The 18,795-nt window shown below is 51.0% G+C and carries 19 protein-coding genes; 12 read left to right on the forward strand and 7 right to left on the reverse strand.

The annotated features are described in order from the left end of the window. The first annotated feature begins 100 nt into the window (after window positions 1–100). From pnp to AB3G37_RS02900, 4 genes are all read left to right on the forward strand, one after another. Complete coding sequence (gene pnp / locus AB3G37_RS02885) at window positions 101–2,218, forward strand: polyribonucleotide nucleotidyltransferase (RefSeq protein WP_369789644.1); 2,118 nt, start codon at window positions 101–103, stop codon at window positions 2,216–2,218. 130 nt (window positions 2,219–2,348) lie between these two features. Beyond that, the gene (gene nlpI, locus AB3G37_RS02890; RefSeq protein WP_009636792.1) at window positions 2,349–3,233 is read left to right on the forward strand and encodes a lipoprotein NlpI; all 885 of its coding nucleotides are present in this window, start codon (window positions 2,349–2,351) and stop codon (window positions 3,231–3,233) included. Window positions 3,234–3,354: 121 nt separating this feature from the next. Continuing rightward, window positions 3,355–3,429: a protein YrbN gene (gene yrbN / locus AB3G37_RS02895; protein ID WP_223499600.1), complete on the forward strand. Its 75-nt coding sequence runs from the start codon at window positions 3,355–3,357 to the stop codon at window positions 3,427–3,429. Next, complete coding sequence (locus AB3G37_RS02900) at window positions 3,419–5,365, forward strand: DEAD/DEAH family ATP-dependent RNA helicase (protein WP_009636793.1); 1,947 nt, start codon at window positions 3,419–3,421, stop codon at window positions 5,363–5,365. Before yrbN ends, AB3G37_RS02900 begins: the two co-directional genes overlap by 11 nt. 86 nt (window positions 5,366–5,451) lie before the next feature. On the opposite strand, the gene AB3G37_RS02905 is transcribed toward AB3G37_RS02900, so the two are convergent. Then, the gene (locus tag AB3G37_RS02905; protein WP_009636794.1) at window positions 5,452–6,489 is read right to left on the reverse strand and encodes a luciferase-like monooxygenase; all 1,038 of its coding nucleotides are present in this window, start codon (window positions 6,487–6,489) and stop codon (window positions 5,452–5,454) included. Window positions 6,490–6,710: 221 nt separating this feature from the next. On the opposite strand from AB3G37_RS02905, the gene AB3G37_RS02910 reads away from it, so the two are divergent. From AB3G37_RS02910 to AB3G37_RS02920, 3 genes are read left to right on the forward strand one after another with little or no spacing between them, the layout of a single operon-like run. Then, on the forward strand, window positions 6,711–7,688 hold the full coding sequence (locus AB3G37_RS02910) for an HlyD family secretion protein (RefSeq protein WP_369789645.1): 978 nt from the start codon (window positions 6,711–6,713) through the stop codon (window positions 7,686–7,688). Beyond that, window positions 7,688–8,848 carry an ABC transporter permease gene (locus AB3G37_RS02915; protein ID WP_369789646.1) on the forward strand — a complete coding sequence of 387 codons (1,161 nt, stop codon included), beginning with the start codon at window positions 7,688–7,690 and terminating at the stop codon, window positions 8,846–8,848. Before AB3G37_RS02910 ends, AB3G37_RS02915 begins: the two co-directional genes overlap by 1 nt. Continuing rightward, the gene (locus tag AB3G37_RS02920; RefSeq protein WP_369789647.1) at window positions 8,845–10,014 is read left to right on the forward strand and encodes an ABC transporter permease; all 1,170 of its coding nucleotides are present in this window, start codon (window positions 8,845–8,847) and stop codon (window positions 10,012–10,014) included. Before AB3G37_RS02915 ends, AB3G37_RS02920 begins: the two co-directional genes overlap by 4 nt. A gap of 31 nt (window positions 10,015–10,045) precedes the next feature. Here the strand turns inward: AB3G37_RS02920 and AB3G37_RS02925 are convergent, their stop codons facing one another. After that, window positions 10,046–10,924 (reverse strand): U32 family peptidase, encoded by an 879-nt coding sequence (locus tag AB3G37_RS02925; protein WP_369789648.1) that lies wholly within the window; start codon window positions 10,922–10,924, stop codon window positions 10,046–10,048. A 13-nt stretch (window positions 10,925–10,937) separates the two neighbouring features. Continuing rightward, window positions 10,938–11,933, reverse strand: coding sequence for a peptidase U32 family protein (locus tag AB3G37_RS02930; RefSeq protein WP_369789649.1), 996 nt, complete (start codon window positions 11,931–11,933; stop codon window positions 10,938–10,940). 266 nt (window positions 11,934–12,199) lie between these two features. On the opposite strand from AB3G37_RS02930, the gene AB3G37_RS02935 reads away from it, so the two are divergent. From AB3G37_RS02935 to AB3G37_RS02945, 3 genes are all read left to right on the forward strand, one after another. Continuing rightward, entirely contained in the window at window positions 12,200–12,766 is a 567-nt protein-coding gene (locus AB3G37_RS02935) for an SCP2 domain-containing protein (protein WP_369789650.1), read from the forward strand. Then, window positions 12,760–13,263, forward strand: coding sequence for a GNAT family N-acetyltransferase (locus AB3G37_RS02940; RefSeq protein ID WP_369789651.1), 504 nt, complete (start codon window positions 12,760–12,762; stop codon window positions 13,261–13,263). The genes AB3G37_RS02935 and AB3G37_RS02940 overlap by 7 nt, the downstream gene beginning before the upstream one ends. A 405-nt stretch (window positions 13,264–13,668) precedes the next feature. Then, the gene (locus tag AB3G37_RS02945) at window positions 13,669–15,027 is read left to right on the forward strand and encodes a carbohydrate porin (protein WP_369789652.1); all 1,359 of its coding nucleotides are present in this window, start codon (window positions 13,669–13,671) and stop codon (window positions 15,025–15,027) included. Window positions 15,028–15,110: 83 nt separating this feature from the next. On the opposite strand, the gene AB3G37_RS02950 is transcribed toward AB3G37_RS02945, so the two are convergent. After that, complete coding sequence (locus AB3G37_RS02950) at window positions 15,111–15,365, reverse strand: GIY-YIG nuclease family protein (protein WP_009636803.1); 255 nt, start codon at window positions 15,363–15,365, stop codon at window positions 15,111–15,113. A gap of 212 nt (window positions 15,366–15,577) precedes the next feature. On the opposite strand from AB3G37_RS02950, the gene AB3G37_RS02955 reads away from it, so the two are divergent. Together AB3G37_RS02955 and AB3G37_RS02960 are read left to right on the forward strand one after the other, a co-directional pair. Continuing rightward, window positions 15,578–16,015, forward strand: coding sequence for a YhbP family protein (locus tag AB3G37_RS02955; RefSeq protein WP_369789653.1), 438 nt, complete (start codon window positions 15,578–15,580; stop codon window positions 16,013–16,015). After that, window positions 16,012–16,152 (forward strand): LysR family transcriptional regulator, encoded by a 141-nt coding sequence (locus tag AB3G37_RS02960; protein WP_369789654.1) that lies wholly within the window; start codon window positions 16,012–16,014, stop codon window positions 16,150–16,152. The genes AB3G37_RS02955 and AB3G37_RS02960 overlap by 4 nt, the downstream gene beginning before the upstream one ends. 191 nt (window positions 16,153–16,343) lie before the next feature. Here the strand turns inward: AB3G37_RS02960 and phnN are convergent, their stop codons facing one another. From phnN to phnL, 3 genes are read right to left on the reverse strand one after another with little or no spacing between them, the layout of a single operon-like run. Continuing rightward, entirely contained in the window at window positions 16,344–16,937 is a 594-nt protein-coding gene (phnN, locus tag AB3G37_RS02965) for a ribose 1,5-bisphosphokinase (protein WP_009636805.1), read from the reverse strand. Continuing rightward, the gene (phnM, locus tag AB3G37_RS02970) at window positions 16,937–18,073 is read right to left on the reverse strand and encodes an alpha-D-ribose 1-methylphosphonate 5-triphosphate diphosphatase (RefSeq protein ID WP_369789655.1); all 1,137 of its coding nucleotides are present in this window, start codon (window positions 18,071–18,073) and stop codon (window positions 16,937–16,939) included. The genes phnN and phnM overlap by 1 nt, the downstream gene beginning before the upstream one ends. Further along, the gene (gene phnL, locus AB3G37_RS02975; RefSeq protein ID WP_009636807.1) at window positions 18,070–18,780 is read right to left on the reverse strand and encodes a phosphonate C-P lyase system protein PhnL; all 711 of its coding nucleotides are present in this window, start codon (window positions 18,778–18,780) and stop codon (window positions 18,070–18,072) included. The genes phnM and phnL overlap by 4 nt, the downstream gene beginning before the upstream one ends. Between the last annotated feature and the right edge of the window lie 15 nt (window positions 18,781–18,795).

Here is an 18,795-nt window from a genome sequence, read left to right on the forward strand (position 1 = left end):
AAGGATTGTCATTAGTCGCGAGGATGTAGTGTGAAGTTCAGAATATATTGACGTGAACTGCTGTCATAACAGCTGCGCGTCACCAGAAAAGGATATTACATTGCTTAAAGCGACAGTTCGTAAGTTCCAATACGGTCAACATACCGTGACCATCGAAACCGGTATGATGGCTCGTCAGGCCACTGCTGCTGTTATGGTTAGCATGGATGACACCGCGGTATTCGTTACCGTTGTTGGCCAGAAAAAAGCTAAACCAGGCCAGAGTTTCTTCCCTCTGACTGTAAACTACCAGGAGCGTACATACGCTGCCGGTAAAATTCCGGGCAGTTTCTTCCGTCGTGAAGCACGCCCAAGCGAAGGCGAGACTCTGACTTCTCGTTTGATCGACCGTCCAATCCGTCCACTGTTCCCAGATAGCTTCCTGAATGAAGTTCAGGTTATTGCCACTGTAGTTTCCCTGAACCCACAGGTTAACCCGGATATCGTTGCGATGATTGGTGCGTCTGCGGCATTGAGCCTGTCTGGTATTCCATTCAATGGCCCAATCGGTGCTGCACGCGTGGGTTATATCAATAACCAATACGTTCTGAACCCAACCGCTGACGAACTGCTGGAAAGCAAACTGGACCTGGTCGTTGCAGGTACTCAGGGCGCTGTTCTGATGGTTGAGTCCGAAGCTGAAGTGCTGAGCGAAGAGCAAATGCTCGGCGCAGTCGTATTCGGTCACGATCAACAACAAATCGTTATCAATGAAATCAACTCACTGGTTGCAGAAGTTGGCAAACCTAAGTGGGATTGGCAGCCAGAAGTTGTTAATGCCGAGCTGCACGCTCGCATTGCTGCTAAATCTGAAGCGCTGCTGGGCGACGCTTACCGTATCACCGACAAGCAAGAGCGTTACGCTCGCGTTAACGTGATCAAAGACGAAGTGACTGCCTCCCTGCTGTCTGAAGACGAAACGCTGGACGCTGGCGAAATCTCTGATTTGCTGGGCTCAATCGAGAAAAACGTTGTGCGTAGCCGTGTTCTGAGTGGCGCACCGCGTATCGATGGCCGTGAAAAAGACATGATCCGTGGTCTGGACGTTCGTACTGGCGTGTTGCCACGTACTCACGGTTCATCACTGTTCACCCGTGGTGAAACTCAGGCTCTGGTTACTGCAACTCTGGGTACTACCCGTGATGCACAGAACCTTGACGAACTGATGGGTGCCAAAACTGACACCTTCCTGTTCCACTACAACTTCCCTCCATACTCTGTTGGTGAAACCGGCATGGTAGGTTCACCGAAGCGTCGCGAAATCGGTCATGGCCGTTTGGCGAAACGTGGTGTGCTGGCAGTAATGCCTAAATTCGAAGATTTCCCGTACACCGTGCGTGTAGTGTCTGAAATCACCGAATCTAACGGTTCATCTTCAATGGCTTCTGTTTGTGGCGCATCACTGGCCCTGATGGATGCAGGTGTGCCGATTAAAGCCGCCGTTGCGGGTATCGCGATGGGTCTGGTTAAAGAAGGCGAAAACTTTGTTGTTCTGTCTGACATTCTGGGTGACGAAGACCACCTGGGTGATATGGACTTCAAAGTAGCAGGCAGCAGCGAAGGTATCACTGCTCTGCAAATGGATATTAAAATCGAGGGTATCACCCGCGAAATCATGCAGGCTGCCCTGAGCCAGGCCAAAGGTGCACGTTTGCACATTTTGGGCGTGATGAACCAGGCAATCAGCGAATCTCGCGGCGATATCTCTCAGTTTGCTCCACGTATTCACACCATCAAAATCAACGCTGACAAAATCAAAGACGTCATCGGTAAAGGTGGTTCTGTAATCCGTGCGCTGACCGAAGAAACCGGCACTACCATCGAAATCGAAGATGACGGCACCGTGAAAATCTCTGCAACCGATAACGAGAAAGCGAAACACGCTATCCGTCGTATCGAAGAGATCACTGCTGAAATCGAAGTTGGCCGCATCTATCAGGGTAAAGTTACCCGTATCGTTGACTTTGGCGCATTCGTTGCCATTGGTGGCGGTAAAGAAGGTCTGGTTCACATTTCTCAAATCGCTGACAAACGCGTAGAGAAAGTAACTGACTATCTGACCATGGGCCAGGAAGTACCGGTTAAGGTTCTGGAAGTTGATCGTCAGGGCCGTGTGCGCTTGAGTATTAAAGAAGCGACCACGCCATCTGAAGATTCAGCTGAGCCAGCAGCAGAGTAATCTGTAACCTGTAGTTTACAGTCTCCCGGTATTTCTGCCGGGGGCTGTTCGTATCATGAGTGCAGGAAGCACTTATGCTAAGCAAGCGGATAACAGGAAGTTTGTCCAATGTTTGTCTTCGGGAGTTGAAATGAAGCCTTTCTTGCGCTGTTGTTATGTTGCGACAACACTTTTGTTGGCAGGATGCAGCAACCATGACTGGCGCAAAAACGAGGTGCTGGCGATCCCGCTGCAGCCAACTTTGCAGCAGGAAGTTATCCTGGCTCGAATGGAACAAATACTTGCCAGCCGTTCATTAACAGATGATGAGCGCGCACAGCTATTATATGAGCGCGGTGTGCTGTATGATAGTCTTGGGCTAAGAGCACTGGCGCGAAATGATTTTTCACAAGCGCTGTCTATTCGTCCTGATATGCCAGAAGTTTTTAACTACCTGGGGATTTACCTAACGCAGGCCGGCAACTACGATGCCGCCTATGAAGCGTTTGATTCTGTACTAGAGCTTGATCCAACTTACAATTACGCGCGTTTAAATCGCGGTATCGCCCTGTATTACGGTGGCAGATATCCGCTAGCGCAGGATGATTTGCAGGCGTTTTATCGAGACGATCCAAATGATCCCTTCCGTTCGTTATGGCTATATCTTGTGGAAAGAGAAATCAATCCCAAGAATGCCGAAGTAGCGCTCCAGCAGCGTTATGACAAAGCGGACAGAGGGCAATGGGGATGGAATATCGTCGAATTCTACCTTGGCAAAATCAGCGAATCCACGCTGATGGACCGCCTGAAGGCAGAAGCAACGGATAACACTTCGCTCGCTGAGCATCTCAGTGAAACTGACTTCTATTTAGGTAAGCATTACCTAAGTCTGGGGGACAAGGACAGCGCTTCTGCTCTGTTCAAACTGACGGTAGCTAACAATGTCCACAACTTTGTTGAGCACCGCTATGCATTGTTGGAATTGGCGCTATTGGGCCAAGAGCAAGACGACCTATCAGAATCGGACCAGCAATAGCTGACGACACTAATCAGCCTGATTAACCATGGCCTATGCCATTTTTAATCGCCTTAACGGGCGAGGGTTGCTTTGTTCGTTTTATAAACTAATTTGAGCCGGTTCACACTTTTCAATGAAAATGACTGAAAATTTTCTCGACGAGTTATGTAGACTGGCTGCCATTATTAATGAGGCACGTGTACATGACTACTGAGCTTGAAACCTCTTTTGCTGACCTGGGGCTGTCTGCTCCGATCATTTCTGCCCTTACCGATCTGGGTTACGAAAAACCATCACCGATCCAGGCTGAGTGTATTCCTCACCTGTTGAGCGGCCGTGACGTTCTGGGTATGGCTCAGACCGGTAGCGGTAAAACTGCAGCATTCTCGCTGCCACTGTTGCACAACATTGATGCTTCTTTGAAAGCACCACAAATTCTTGTTTTGGCACCAACCCGCGAACTGGCGGTTCAGGTTGCTGAGGCGATGACCGATTTCTCTAAACACATGCACGGCGTGAACGTTGTTGCACTATACGGCGGCCAACGTTATGACGTGCAGCTGCGCGCTCTGCGTCAGGGTCCACAGGTCGTTGTGGGTACTCCTGGTCGTCTGCTTGACCACCTGAAACGTGGCACTCTGAACCTCTCTAACCTGAGCGGCCTGGTGCTCGACGAAGCCGATGAAATGCTGCGTATGGGCTTCATCGAAGACGTAGAAACTATCATGGCGCAGATCCCGGCTGAACATCAGACCGCGCTGTTCTCTGCAACCATGCCAGAAGCGATTCGTCGTATTACTCGTCGCTTCATGAAAGATCCACAGGAAGTTCGCATCCAGTCGAGCATCACTACTCGCCCTGACATCAGCCAGAGTTACTGGACTGTACACGGTATGCGTAAGAACGAAGCACTGGTTCGATTCCTGGAAGCAGAAGATTTTGACGCAGCTATCATCTTTGTTCGCACCAAAAACGCAACTCTGGAAGTAGCTGAAGCGCTGGAGCGTAGTGGTTATAGCTCTGCAGCACTGAACGGCGACATGAACCAGGCTCTGCGTGAGCAGACTCTGGAACGTCTGAAAGATGGCCGTCTGGATATTCTGATTGCAACCGACGTGGCAGCACGTGGTCTGGACGTTGAACGTATCAGCCTGGTTGTTAACTACGATATCCCAATGGATTCAGAATCTTACGTTCACCGTATCGGCCGTACCGGCCGTGCAGGCCGTGCTGGTCGCGCTTTGCTGTTCGTAGAGAACCGCGAACGTCGCCTGCTGCGCAACGTAGAACGCACCATGAAGCTGACTATTCCAGAAGTGGAATTGCCAACTGCAGAAGTGCTGGGTCAACGCCGTCTGGCCAAGTTTGCCGCTAAAGTTCAGCAGCAGCTTGAAAGCAGCGATTTGGATCAGTACCGTGCGCTGTTGGCTCAACTGCAACCTGCAGAAGAGTTGGATGTTGAGACTCTGGCCGCAGCACTGCTGAAAATGGCTCAGGGCGAACGTCCTCTGATTGTTGCCGCTGACCCAATCTTCAAAAGCCGTCCACCGCGTCGCGAATTTGAAGATCGTGCTGACCGTGGTGATCGCTCGGCTCGTGGTGACCGTCCTGCTCGCGGCGACCGCCCGGCACGTGATGGCGATCGTCCTGCGCGTGATGGCGCTCCACGTCGTGAACGTCGTGACGCTGGCGAAATGGAACTTTACCGCATTGAAGTTGGCCGTGATGATGGTGTTGAAGTTCGTCACATCGTTGGCGCTATCGCTAACGAAGGCGATATCAGCAGCCGTTACATCGGTAACATCAAGCTGTTCGGTACCCACTCAACTATCGAGCTGCCTAAAGGTATGCCGGGCGAAATTCTGTCTCATTTCACCCGTACCCGTATCCTGAACAAGCCGATGAACATGCAGTTGATGGGCGATGCAGTACCACAATCCGATCGTCGTGAGCGTCCAGCCGGTGCTGGAGGTGAGCGTCGCGGTAACGGTGCTCCGCGTTCTTTCAGCGGTGATCGTCGTGAAGGTGGAGCAGGTGCTGGCGCAGGCCGTGGCCGTCCATTTAACGGTGAGCGTCGTGAAGGCGGTAACTCGGCAGCGGGCGATCGTCGTCCACCAAGCCGTACCCCACGTCGCACTACCGACGCATAATCTATCTGGCCGCGAGGCGTGTGATAGATGAGCAATAAAAAACCAGCCTTCGGGCTGGTTTTTTTATACGCTGAAAACGGCAACGTTTAATCGATGCGTGCCGGTTTTACTATTTCACCCTGCAGCTGTGAAACAATTTCGAACGAGTGCAAACGCGCTGTGTGATCAAAAATCTGGCCGTTAATCATCAGCTCGTCGGCGTCAGTTTCACGCAGGATTGCCTGCAGGCCCTGACGAATAGTTTCTTTATTACCCACTACCGACAGGCGAAGAGCCTGATCGACGCCAAAACGTTCCTGCGGCGCCCACAGGCTTTCAATATTGTCGACCGGAGCCGGCAGCTTGCCCGGTTTACCACGACGCAGATTGATAAACTGTTGCTGGTTGGAGGTAAACATCCGGCGTGCTTCTTCGTCAGTATCGGCGGCAATGGCGTTGATACATACCATCGCATGCGGTTTTTGCAATTGGGCGGAAGGCTTGAACTTGCTGCGATAAATCGCTAACGCCTGATAGAGCATGTCAGGGGCAAAGTGTGAAGCGAAGGCAAAAGGCAGGCCCAGCGCGGCGGCCAGTTGAGCACTGTAAAGGCTTGAACCCAGTAACCAGATTGGCACGTGAAGTCCCTGACCAGGCACGGCTTGCACCGGCTGTTCGGGCTTAACGTCGTCGAAATAATATTGCAGCTCCTGCACGTCCTGCGGGAAGTTATCAATCTCCCCCGACATATTCCGGCGCAAAGCAATCATTGTGCGTTGATCGGTACCCGGCGCGCGACCCAAACCGAGATCAATACGGTCAGGATAAAGCGTGGCCAGCGTGCCGAACTGCTCGGCGATCACCAGAGGAGAATGGTTTGGCAGCATCACACCGCCTGATCCAATGCGAATACTTTTGGTACCGGCGGCAATAAAGCCAATCAGCACTGAGGTTGCCGCACTGGCAATACCGGTCATGTTATGGTGCTCGGCTAACCAGTAACGCTGGTAGCCCCATTTTTCGGCATGTTGTGCCAGCTCGAGAGAGCACTGGAAAGCGTTTGCCGGGGACTTGCCCTGAGGGACCGGGGCGAGATCGAGCACAGAGAAAGGTACAGCAATGCTATTAGCGTTCGCTTCAGACATATTTTTATTCACCTTGTAATCTCTGACGAAAGTTAAATCTTTGCCAGCTAATGATAAAAATCAGTATTAATCATTTGTTGCCGCCTGAATACGCTATTTGAGCGGTAGATCGTTCTAAATGGGCGAATTCTGTAGTAACCATGCACAATTCAATGCCTTATCGACTACTATATTATGTGCTAAAAATAGACACATTAAATAGGTTAAAAGGTAAGAGAAAGATGAATAAAAGAGTCCTGCTCACGTTACTTTTGGTCGCTGTTGTTATCTCTCTTGCCGTATTGTTTCGCGCCAGTAATCAGTCTTTATTATTGCAGGGTGAGGTCGATGCCCCTGAGGTGATCGTCGCGTCGAAAGCCAAAGGCAGAATTATAGAGCGTCACGTGCAGCGCGGGGATGATGTTAAAACCGGGCAGTTGCTGATTACTCTCGACAGCCCAGAGCTGATGGCCCAGTTGCGATCCCTGCAGGCCTCGCGCGATCAGGCCAAGGCTCAGTTGGATCTCTCGTTGAACGGAACGCGTGAGGAGAGCATTCGTAATCTGAAAGCTACGCTGGCCCAGTCGCAGGCGGCGTATGTAAACGCTCGTGATCTGTATAATCGAAATGCGAGTATTGCCGCTAAAGGCTATATTTCGGCTTCTGATCTGGAAGACTCGCGTGAATCTCGCGACAGTGCCTTCCAACAGGTCCAGGTCGCCAAAGCAAATCTCGATGAAGGGCTTAACGGCGACCGTATTGAGCAGCGCGATGTCTATGCCGCCGAGCTGCGCGTCGCTGAAGAAAATCTGCTGGAACTGAAAGCGCAAACCGACGATCTGCAAGTCAAGGCACCGGTTGACGGAGAAGTGGGGCCGATTCCAACCGAAGTCGGCGAACTAGAAAGCGCAGATAGCCCGCTACTGACTCTGGTGCAGCTGCCGCTTGCCTATTTTGTCTTTAATATGCGTGAAGATATCGTGGCTGGCATCCGTAAGGGGGACAAAATTACCCTGCGAGTGCCGGGTATTGGCAACAAAGAGGTGCAGGCCGAAATCCGCTACATTGCGCCCCTCGGAGACTACGCGACTAAACGGGCAACACGTGCAACCGGTGATTTCGATTTAAAAACTTTTGAGGTCAGGCTCTATCCGCTGCAGCCCGTTGCAGGGTTACGGCAGGGCATGAGTGCGCTGTGGCTGTGGAAAGCGAGCCACTAATGGCCCACGCAATTCATCGAGCCAAAGCCGCATGGCGCTGTTTCAGTCGTTCATTCAACCGTGAGGCTAACCACGCATTTCGACAGCCGGTGATCCACTGGTTGTGCTGGTGTTTTCCGCTGATCCTGTTTGCGCTGATAGCCAGCAACTTCTCCGAAGGTACGCTGCTGGATTTGCCGGTTTCAGTGGTCGATAACGACCACAGTAAACTCTCCAAAGAACTGACCCGTAAGCTGGATGCTGGTTCGCACGCTCACGTTGAAGCCTACGCCGGAGGTTTACCAGAAGCCGAGCATCGCCTGCGCACTGCTCAAGACTACGCGTTGCTCTACATTCCCCCACGTTTCGAGGCCGATGTGCTGGCCGGTCGTCAGCCAAGTGTCGTGCTGTATTACAATGCTTTATTTTATGGCGCGGGCCTCTATTCGACGCAGGATTTCAGTGGACTAATAACCGAACTGAACACCAGCTATCGCAGCATCATCGCCGCCGAGATTGGTAAAACCGTGCCGTCTATGGCCAGCGTCGATCTCTCATATGGCAGTTTGTTTAACGCCAGCGGTAGCTACATTTACTATCAACAGTTCGCCGCAACCATTCATCTGCTGCAACTTTTTACCGTCACCTGCATGATTTATGTCATGGCTCGCAGCCAGCCGCTAATTGCCGCGCCATCATTTACCTTCGGGCTGCTGGGCAAACTTGCGCCTTATACACTGTGCTTTACGGCATTGTTGATGGTAGAAATTGCCTTACTGGTCGGAGTGTTTGATGCGCGTGTTAGCGGTAATCCGCTGGATATGCTGGTCATCGCCTTCTTTTACGTTATCTCCGCACAAAGCCTCGGATTGCTGCTGTTTACTTTTACCAGCACCACCATTACTGCCTATACGATGATGGCTATCTTCGTTGGCCTGGCGCTGACCTTTTCTGGTATGGCGGTGCCTGAACTGTCGATGCCGTTGCCTGCACGAATCATTTCTGAAATCGAGCCATTAACTCATGCACTCAACGCCATGTTTGACGTTTTTCTGCGCCAGGTTCCCAGCGGCCAGATTTTAAGTGTCTGCGCTATTTTGCTGGTCTACCCGCTAATTACCGGGCTGTTAGTGCATAAAAAGCTCTATATGCGTTTGAAAAAACAGGAGCCAGGGAAATGACGTGTAGCGAAGGATTTTCTATCTACTGGCATACCTTCACACATACCCTGCACGGAATGCTCGAGAAGCCGATGTGGATGATGCTGCTGGTTTCGCTTTGCCTGATGAGCACAGTTTATGCCAATCGCACGGTATGGGATCTCCCGGTCGCGGTGATTGACCAAGATCACAGCAGTGCCAGCCGTTTACTGACCCGCGATCTTGATGCCACCTCAAAGATCACGACTGTAGCTTACGATAGCATTCCCGCAGCGCGCCGTGATCTAGGTGAGCGCAAGCTGTTTGCCGTGGTGATCATGCCTATCGATCTCGAGAAGAAGATTCTGGCGGGCGAAGATATTGTGATACCCGTTTATGGTGACGCCACCAATCGACTGGCTAACGGGCAGATCCAGCAGGACGTGGTGGCCGCCTATCAAAGTCTGCTGTCGCAATATAATACCCAAACGTTGCTGGCCAGCGGATTCAGTACCCGACAGGCCAACGTGCTACTGCAACCCATGGTTGGCCAGACGTTAGACCTGTTTAATCCGGGGATCAGCTTTGCGGCGATCATTTTCCCCGGGCTGTTGGTGATGCTGTTGCAGCACTCGCTGCTGATCGCCAGCGTCAGGGTCAACATCACCATGAAAAGCGCGCCAGAGGGCAAACCGGCACTACCGGCATTTTTCGGAGCTCTGTCGGCATTAGTACCCATTTGGCTATTTCTGTCGATCGTGCTGTTCGTCTTGTGGCCGTGGATGCTGGGATATCGGCAAACTGCCAGCATCCCAGAAATTATCGCGCTGACTTTTCCATTTGTACTGGCAGTACTCGGGGTAGGCAAGTTTGTGACTGAATGCCTGCGCTCGGTTGAAATGATCTACCTGACGCTGTCATTTATTACCATGCCGGTATTTTATCTTTCCGGTACTATTTGGCCGCTGCAGGCCCAGCCCGGCTGGGTGCGCGTGGTGTCATCATTACTGCCATCGACATGGGCGACCAAGGCAATAGCGGGGGTCAATCAGATGGGGTTACCGTTTAGCGAAGTTGGTGGCGATGTCATTGTGCTGCTGGTGCTGTGCATTGGATACACGCTGGCGGGGATCGGTCTGGGTATCCTGCGTGACAGCGGTAAATTACATTCGCTACTGCATCGTAAAAAACCGCTGAAAAATGATTAACGTTACACCGGCTTAAAGCGGACAGTCGCATCTACTGCGACAGCGACAGCCCGGCAATGTTTTGCCAATAGCCGTTGCAGTCCAGATCCGAAGTCAGCGGCAAAGGATGCAGACCGTGCTCATTGGCGCGAAAATCAGCCAGTACCTCGAGCGTGTTTAATCCCAACGGTGAAAGCCTGACAATATCCACCAGCCCTTGCATCGTCAGCTGATCGTTGCCGAGGTTATAGCAGGATCCACTCTGCGTCTGGATGCCGTTAAGCACAAACACCGACTGATTTTCTTGAGATAATACCTTTCTGCCCAGCGGATAGTTTATGCAGCAGGTCTCACAGTCATCCTTGGCGCGATTTTCAGCGCGAGCAGTAAAGCAGCGCGCCGAGTAGGCCAGCGGCAAATGGCCGTAAGCCAACACTTCAATTTCAAATTTGTCGCGAATGCCGAGTTCCTGACATTGGCTCAACACCTGAGCCAGCCAGTCTCGGGAAAGCTCTACCGGCATACACCAGCGAGTCATCCCTTGTTTGAGCAAAATGTTTAGAGTAACGGCGTTATAACAGTTGAGCGCGTGGCCTGCGACAAACGGCAGCCTGCGTTCTGCCAGCATATTAACGGTGCCGATATCATTGGCCTCAACCAAAAAATCACCGTTTTCGACATAGCGCTTGAGCTCGGTCAGCTCAGAAGGGGCCTGTAACAGCGCCAGTGTTGAAATCACCACCTGCTTGCCACTGCCGTTCAGCTGTTTAGCCAAATTCAACCAGTCAGCGACCTTCATTTCTCGCCGCTTGCTACAGACGTTCTCGCCAAGATAAATAATATCCGCAGCGCTGTTTATTGCTGCCTGATAAAACGCCTCAACTTCAGTTTTTGACCAGTAATAAAGCAGGGCACCTAATGAGTATTTCATGATTTTACCTTAATTACTGCCATTCTCGATGATAGGCACCGAGCGTGGTCTGCGTGCCTTCGGCCAGCGATCCCAGCTCGTTGACCCAGCTTTTTTCTGTGATAAATTTCTGAGGATCACGCTGGCAGCGGTCAATGGCGGCACGCCAAATGCGTGTCACCTGGCTAACATAGGCAGGACTGCGCTGGCGTCCTTCAATTTTCACCGACACCACGTTGGCGGCAAATAACTCAGGCAATAATTCCAGAGTATTCAGACTAGTAGGCTCTTCCAGTGCGTGATAACGCACGCCATCAACCAGATAACGGCCTTTGCACAAAGTGGGATAACCGGCGTTTTCATTCGGCGCGTAGCGGTCAATCAGCACATCGTTAAGCCGCGACTCCATGCCCGCAGGGGTCTGCTGCCAACGCACAAATCGAGCCGGTGAACAGGCGCCGGCAGTATTTGGCGATTCACCCGTTAGATAGGAAGACAGGTAACAACGCCCCTCGGCCATGATGCACAAACTGCCGAAGGCAAACACCTCAAGCGGCACGCAAGTGCTGCGGGAAAGCTGGCGTACCTGATGCATCGATAGCACGCGCGGCAACACCACGCGGGCAACATCGAAGTTATTTTTATAGAAAGCGATCGCCTGCTGATTAGTGGCCGATGCCTGTACCGAAACGTGGCGCTCAATGTCCGGGTATCGCGCGGCGGCATATTCCAGCATTGCCAGGTCAGCCAGAATCAACGCGTCTGCGCCTTGTTGAGCTGCCATATCCACCGCGCGCTCCCAGCGTTGATAACCCGCAGGATGCGCAAAGGTATTAATGGCAACATGAAGCTTTCTATGGCGGCGGTGTGCGTATTCTGCTGCCTCATGCAGCTTTTTCTCAGTAAAATTGAGACCGGCAAAGTGTCGGGCATTGGTATCATCTTTCAGGCCGATATAGACCGCATCTGCACCGTTATCTATGGCTGCTTTTAGTGCGGGCAAATTTCCCGCCGGGCAAAGTAGCTCCATGGTCTTCTCCTGCTTCACCCGCGATATGCGGCTAAAATCGACCTTCATTTTAGAGAAGCCTTGGTAGCAATATTTTGATTTAAGGCAGCTTATTATCTTTTGAATGAATGTGTCTTTAGGCAGAGGTTGTGTATGGGGTATTTCTGGTGCACTATTTTTACAGGAGAATATTGATGCAGACCGCGGTGGATAATTTCCTTTATGGCAAAATAGGCTGTATTTAGTCCAATATGTCCACAAGCCAGTCATCTTAAGGAGAAGTGCCAGTGTTGCAAAAATTACGAGCACAGGTGGTGAGTCAGGGGCCGTCATTGTTAAGTGTACCGCTGAGATTTACCCCTTTCGCCCTGAAACGGCAGCTTTTAGAGCAGGTGCTTGGCTGGCAATTTCGACAGGCGCTTGCCGACGGCGATCTCGCCTTTTTAGAGGGGCGCTGGCTAGGCATCGAGATAAGCGATCTTTCGCTGTACTGGCTTATGACCGTTGAGAACGGCAAGTTGCGCGTTTGCGAGCAGGGTGAGGCCGACGTAAGCTTTATTGGCAATGCGAATGACCTGTTACTGGTCGCCGCCCGTAAAGAAGATCCTGACACGCTGTTTTTCAAAAGGCGTTTACGTATTGAAGGAGACACTGAATTGGGCCTGAACGTAAAAAATCTGATGGATTCCATTGAGCCTGAAAACATGCCTGTTTTATTGCGAGAGGGGCTTAATCGCCTTGCAGCCTTTATTTATGCAGCAAATAGCGAAACAGCAAATAGTGCAGCTAGACATTGTAAAGCTGACAGACAAGAGGACGGCGAGTCATTCTCTCCGGCAGCCATATCATGTTAATCAGAGTCGAAATACCTGTTGATGCCGCAGGCATTGATAATTTACTGCGCCAGGCTTTTGGCCGCGATGGCGAGGCGGATTTGGTCCAGCGCCTGCGTGAAGATGGCTTGCTTACTCTTGGCGTGGTGGCTACCGATGATGAAGGCGGTGTCGTGGGTTACGCTGCTTTCACCCCGGTCGATGTGCATGGCGAAGATCGTCAGTGGGTCGGGCTGGGGCCACTGGCGGTAGATGAATCATTGCGCCGGCAAGGAATTGGCGAAAAGCTGATTTACGAAGGTCTGGATTCTCTCAATGAATTTGGCTATGCGGCGGTCGTCGTGTTGGGTGATCCAGAATACTACGGGCGCTTCGGTTTCAAGCGTGCTGCATCACACAATTTACATTGTAAATGGCCGGACACTGAGCAGCATTTTCAACTGTATGTTTTAGCTGATAATGCCTTGGAAGGTGCTAATGGGCTGGTGGAATATCCTCCACATTTTGACCACATTTAAGTCTTAATATCTTTTCCAATAAGCCGACGTTCTTACGTTGGCTTTTTTTTCGCTTAAAAATGCTAATTCAAATGAATAGCTCAAATTGCTAATTAAGATTGGTTAAATAAAGTGCAAATAAATATCGGTCACTTAAGTGATAATTACGTCCCGCCATGTTGTTTTTTGCGTTAACAATTAGTGCTCAGTAGGTGAATTATTATCATTTCAGAATTAATTAAGACATATTTAGCACAAAAAGTTTAAACTGGTGTTATTTAAATCAATACCTGTCAATGTTATGTTACATCTTTAATTATATTGTTTTAAATAATCAAATCTAGGTCACAGAATATTACGTGTTGAAGAATAATATAGTTCTTACTGAAGTTTAAACTGAACTTTAAGAATTATAAGGAATCTAAAGTGGCCAATAAATCTCCTCTCCGTTTTAAAAAGTTGTATCTGGCATGTTCTGTTGGACTGCTTTTTAGCTCAGCCCACGTATTGGCCGCCGATGCAGCAGGACCGTTCTCAGAAGACTCCACTTATATGTTGGGAGACTGGGGCGGCACGCGTAGCTCGTTGAAAGATGAAGGTATCGATTTCCAGCTTAACTACACCTCTGAAACGGGCAGCAATTTCTCCGGTGGTTATGACAAGCACACCACTGCGCGTTATTCAGACCAGTGGCAGGCCGGCACCACCCTTGACCTTGATAAATTACTTAACTGGAAAGACACGATCTTCCAGTTCACCGTCACCAACCGTAACGGTAGAAACATTTCCAACGACGCTGTTGGCGATCCACGTAGCGGCACTCTTTCCTCCTCACAGGAAGTCTGGGGCCGTGGTCAAACCACGCGTTTGACACAGTTCTGGATTAGTCAGGGATATTTCAACGATACTCTGAATATCAAAGCCGGCCGTATGACCGTGGGTGAAGATTTCGACTCACTGAACAGCAACTTCCAGAACCTGGCATTGGGCAGTGGACAGGCGGGTAACTGGCGTGGCGATCGCTGGTACAACTGGCCTGTATCCCAGTGGGGTGGCCGTATCAAGCTGAACTTCACACCAGAAGTTTATGCTCAGGTTGGTATCTATAACCAGAACCCTAAAAACTACAACACTGGCAATGGCTTCCGTCTGGATACCACAGGTACCGTCGGCAACCTGGTTCCGGTTGAATTTGGCTGGAAACCATCACTTGGACCAGAACAGCTTCCAGGTAAATATGCTGTAGGTGCCTACTACAGCTCGACCAAAGGCAACGTTTACAGCAGCGGCTCGATTCAAAATGGTAGTGAAGTTTACGACCGTGATGCGCACGCTTACGGCGGTTACCTGCTGGTTCAACAACAGCTGACTTCAGTTGCCGGTGACAAAAATCGCGGCCTGACACTGACCGTTCAAGGCGTGATGAACGACAAGAAAACTTCAAAAACCGATAACTATCAAGAAGTCGCTGTGACTTATCGCGGTATCTTCGATTCACGTCCTAAAGATGAGCTTGGCTTTGGCGTAGCGCGTATCCATGTGAACAAAGATGTTACCGAGACACAGCGTGAGCAGAATGCGGCCAACGGCGTTGATAACTACAACAACCCAACTTATTTGCCGATTCAAAGCGGTGCAGAAGTTAACTACGAACTGTACTACGGTATTCAGGTGGCTAATTGGCTGACTATTCGTCCAAACCTGCAATACGTTTCTTCTCCGGGCGCAGTTAGCCAGGTTAAAGATGCGTTTATCGGCGGTGTGATGGTTAACCTGGCTCTGTAATTAGCAGAACACGGTATTAATAGAATCGGGGCGCATTGAGCGCCCCTTTTTTATTCCTTAAATAAGCTGATACTTATAAAAGCCTAAGCCAACCATTCCAAGATATCTTTAGGATAATCTTTAACCAATTTCTCTTTTTGTTTTTTATTGAGCTGTTTGATTTTATATTCGAGTTTTGAAGCCTGAGAGCGGTCGCCTGCCGGGCAGTGAAAGACCAGCGTTAATTCTCCCTTTCCCCGTAAGGATTTTGCCCCCTTGCCACTTTGATGCTGTTGCTGGCGACGTAACACATCGGTGGTGATCCCGGTATACAGCATGCCAGTCGGGGTACGCAGCATATAGAGATGCCAAAGAGTAATAATCGGTTCAGAGGAAGAGCAGGCCACAATATTTGAATGACTCTAAGAATAAGATGTGTGCCACAGATTACCCCTGATGCAGCGGCTGTGTGAAGCAAAAGCGCACCTTACGCACCTCCTCAGGCAATCGCAGACTGTAACTTGTTGGGTATCGCGCTAAAATAAAAAGAATTTTTCTCCAGGAGAAAGGTATGAACGATCCCGATGACATAAAGATTATTAGTCGTTATTTGAATAAAAATCATGTGCTTGCTTTATGCGCTCATGCTGAAGGTGATATCTGGAGCGCCAACTGTTTTTATGTGACCGATGTTGAACGTATGTGTCTGTATTTTATGACCGAACTAAAGACTCGCCACGGCGCATTAATGCAAAAGAATCCTCACATTGTGGGTACGATCGCCACTCAGCCCAAGACTGTCGCCCTGATTAAAGGCATTCAGTATCGAGGCAGCGCCACGATTTTAGAAGATCATGAAGACAAGTCGGCCCGCACGCTCTACTGCAAACATTTCCCGGTAGCGATCGCAATGAAAGCGCCTATCTGGCAGCTGCAACTCGACGAAATCAAAATGACCGACAACACACTCGGCTTCGGTAAAAAACTGCTGTGGCAGCGTGATGCATGAGTAAATTGAAGCCGCCAGGTTATTTCATAGCCGTATATGAACACGGGTCAATCTCGGCGGCTTCAGAAGTGTTGTTCATCGCCCAACCTCTGTTAAGCAAGGCGTTGCATCAGCTTGAGAGGGCGTTAAAGCTTTAAGTCGTAGAAGCGCCGGAAATTTAGCGGATTCTATTCAAATTTAAGGGGCCAGAACGAAGTAAAATTCGGCGTTTGTTATGCTAATCTATAATCAAAAACGCCAAATTTTCCCCACTACTTCTTCTCTACAAAAATCTATTCCTGCGACGCCTGCAAGCTTCTGAATTGCTTCGATTACGCTGTCTTACCCCTTAATTCCTTGGCATGGCGAGAGGATAACCGTCCAGTGGTATCGCGCAGGTTGCTCTTTCGCCCAAAAAACTCAGCAACTCAGTCAGCGTTTCTTGCAAACAGCCGTCGTTATTAAGGCGATGGCAGTTTGCGGGCAAGCTATGCTGATATTCCGAGGCGCGGCGCAGGCGTTGCTGGATTTCCGACGGTGATTCACGTCCGCGAGCCTCAAGCCGCTCTGCCAGAACCTCAGTGGAGACATGAAGGCAGACGGCGAGCAGGCTGCTACCGTAACGCGCCTCGGCTTGAGCAAGATGAGCACGAGATCCGTTAACCACGACAGTAAACCCTTGCTGCATCCAAAGATCTATCTCGATCCCTAGCGCGTAATGGGTTTGATGAGCCTGCCAGTCGAGGGCAAACAGCTGGCGAGATTTGCGCAGCTGGAATTCGTCGAGGCTAAGTGCGACATGATTTTCCGCGCCAGCCTGGGCCGCGCGGGTAATATAACGATGCGCCACCAACAACCCTTGCGGCAGCTTATTGCGCAGTGCATCAAGCAGGCTGTCTTTGCCCGACCCCGACGCGCCCATAACGTAAACCAGCTTTGCCATCAGAATACCTGTATTCCCTGACGCCAGACATTTTGCACATAGTGATGATGCTCGTGCGCGCGTGCCAACACCAGATCTGCACGCTTGCCCTCCGCAATCTCACCGCGATCCTCAAGTCCCAATGCGCTTGCCGGATTACGCGTGACCAGCGCCACTGCCTGCGACAGGCTAAAGGCGTTGCTTTCATCGTTGGCAATGCGGAATACGGCATCCAGCAAGCTGGCGGGATAATAGTCAGAAGAGAGAATATCAAGCAGACCCAATGATGCCAGCTGTTTTGCTGCGACATTGCCGGAATGCGAGCCGCCGCGCACGATATTTGGTGCGCCCATCAACACTTGCAGGCCTTCTGCGTGCGAGGCCCGTGCCGCTTCTTCGGTGGTCGGGAATTCGGCAATCACGCTGCCTAACTCTTTCGATTCGGCGACGTGCGCCGAGGTAGCGTCATCGTGGCTGGCTAAGGCAATGCCCAACTGGCGGCAGTGTGTGGCAATGGCCAGACGATTGGGCTGAGCCCAGCGCAGTGAGTTGGCGATTTGCGCCGCCTGAAACTCTTCCATCTGCTCATCGTTAAGCTGATATTTGCCCTGATAGTATTCGCGATATTTCTGCGGGGTCGAAAACTGGCGCTGGCCCGGGGAATGGTCCATCAGCGAAACCAGCGAAACGCCCGGCTTGTGCATCAATTCTTCAAACAGCGGCAGCGTTGACGAGTGCGGCAGCTCGCAGCGCAGATGCAAGCGATGTTCGGCGCGATTAAGACCGGCTTTTTGGCTATTAATGACCGCGTCGATCATTTTCATCAGGTTTTCCAGACGATGGCCACCGTCGCGAACGTCACCCACCGCAACGGCGTCCAGCACGGTGGTAATACCGCTCGCCACCATCAGCGCATCGTGGCTGCTCATGGCCGAATGTGCAGGCCAGTCAACCTTGGGACGCGGGGTGAAAAACTTATCCAGATTATCGGTATGCAGCTCGACAAAACCGGGCATGAGCCACGAACCTTCAGCGTTCACCGCCTGCGGCAACTGACTGGAGCTATCAGTGAAAGAAGAAATGATCCCCTCTTTTATCTCGATAGAACCTTTAACTGTTTCATGCGCCAACACTAGATTGACGTTATTGATAATCATGCCAGATTCTCCGCGTTAGCCAATTCCGGGGTCATCACGTGCAGCCGGTCGGCCACGCGCTCACGAACGTCTTCATCATGGAAAATACCCACCACCGCCGCGCCGCGTGCTTTAGCTTTTTCAATCAGTGTCACCACCGCCGCACGATTGGTGGCGTCTAGCGAGGCGGTGGGTTCATCAAGCAGCAACACCGGATAGTCGACAATAAACCCGCGCGCAATGTTTACTCGCTGCTGTTCACCGCCGGAAAAGGTTGAAGGCGCGAGCTGCCACAGGCGCTGCGGCACGTTCAAATGTTGTAAAAGTTCACCCGCGCGCTGCTCGGCTTCTGGCTTGCCAATACCCAATTCGACCAGCGGCTGCATGACAAGATTCAGCGCGCTGATACGCGGGATAACGCGCAGAAACTGACTTACCCAGCCGACACTGTGTCGGCGCACGTCAAGGATTTCGCGAGCCTGGGCGTTGACCATATCGACCCATTGATCCTGATGTTTGACCCAAATGTGGCCGCTGTCCGGCAGATAATTACCGTAAAGTGACCGCAAAAGAGTGGATTTCCCGCTGCCGGAATGGCCGTGCAGCACCACGCATTCCCCTGCGTTTACTTCAAGACTGGCGTTATGAAACACCGGCAGTTTGATCCCCTGCTGGTTGTGTAAAACAAAGGTTTTACTCAGATTTTCGACCCGGAGTCTGGTTGTCATTGGTTTATCACTCTT

The sequence above is a fragment of the Rouxiella sp. WC2420 genome (assembly GCF_041200025.1).
Taxonomy (GTDB): Bacteria; Pseudomonadota; Gammaproteobacteria; order Enterobacterales; family Enterobacteriaceae; genus Rouxiella.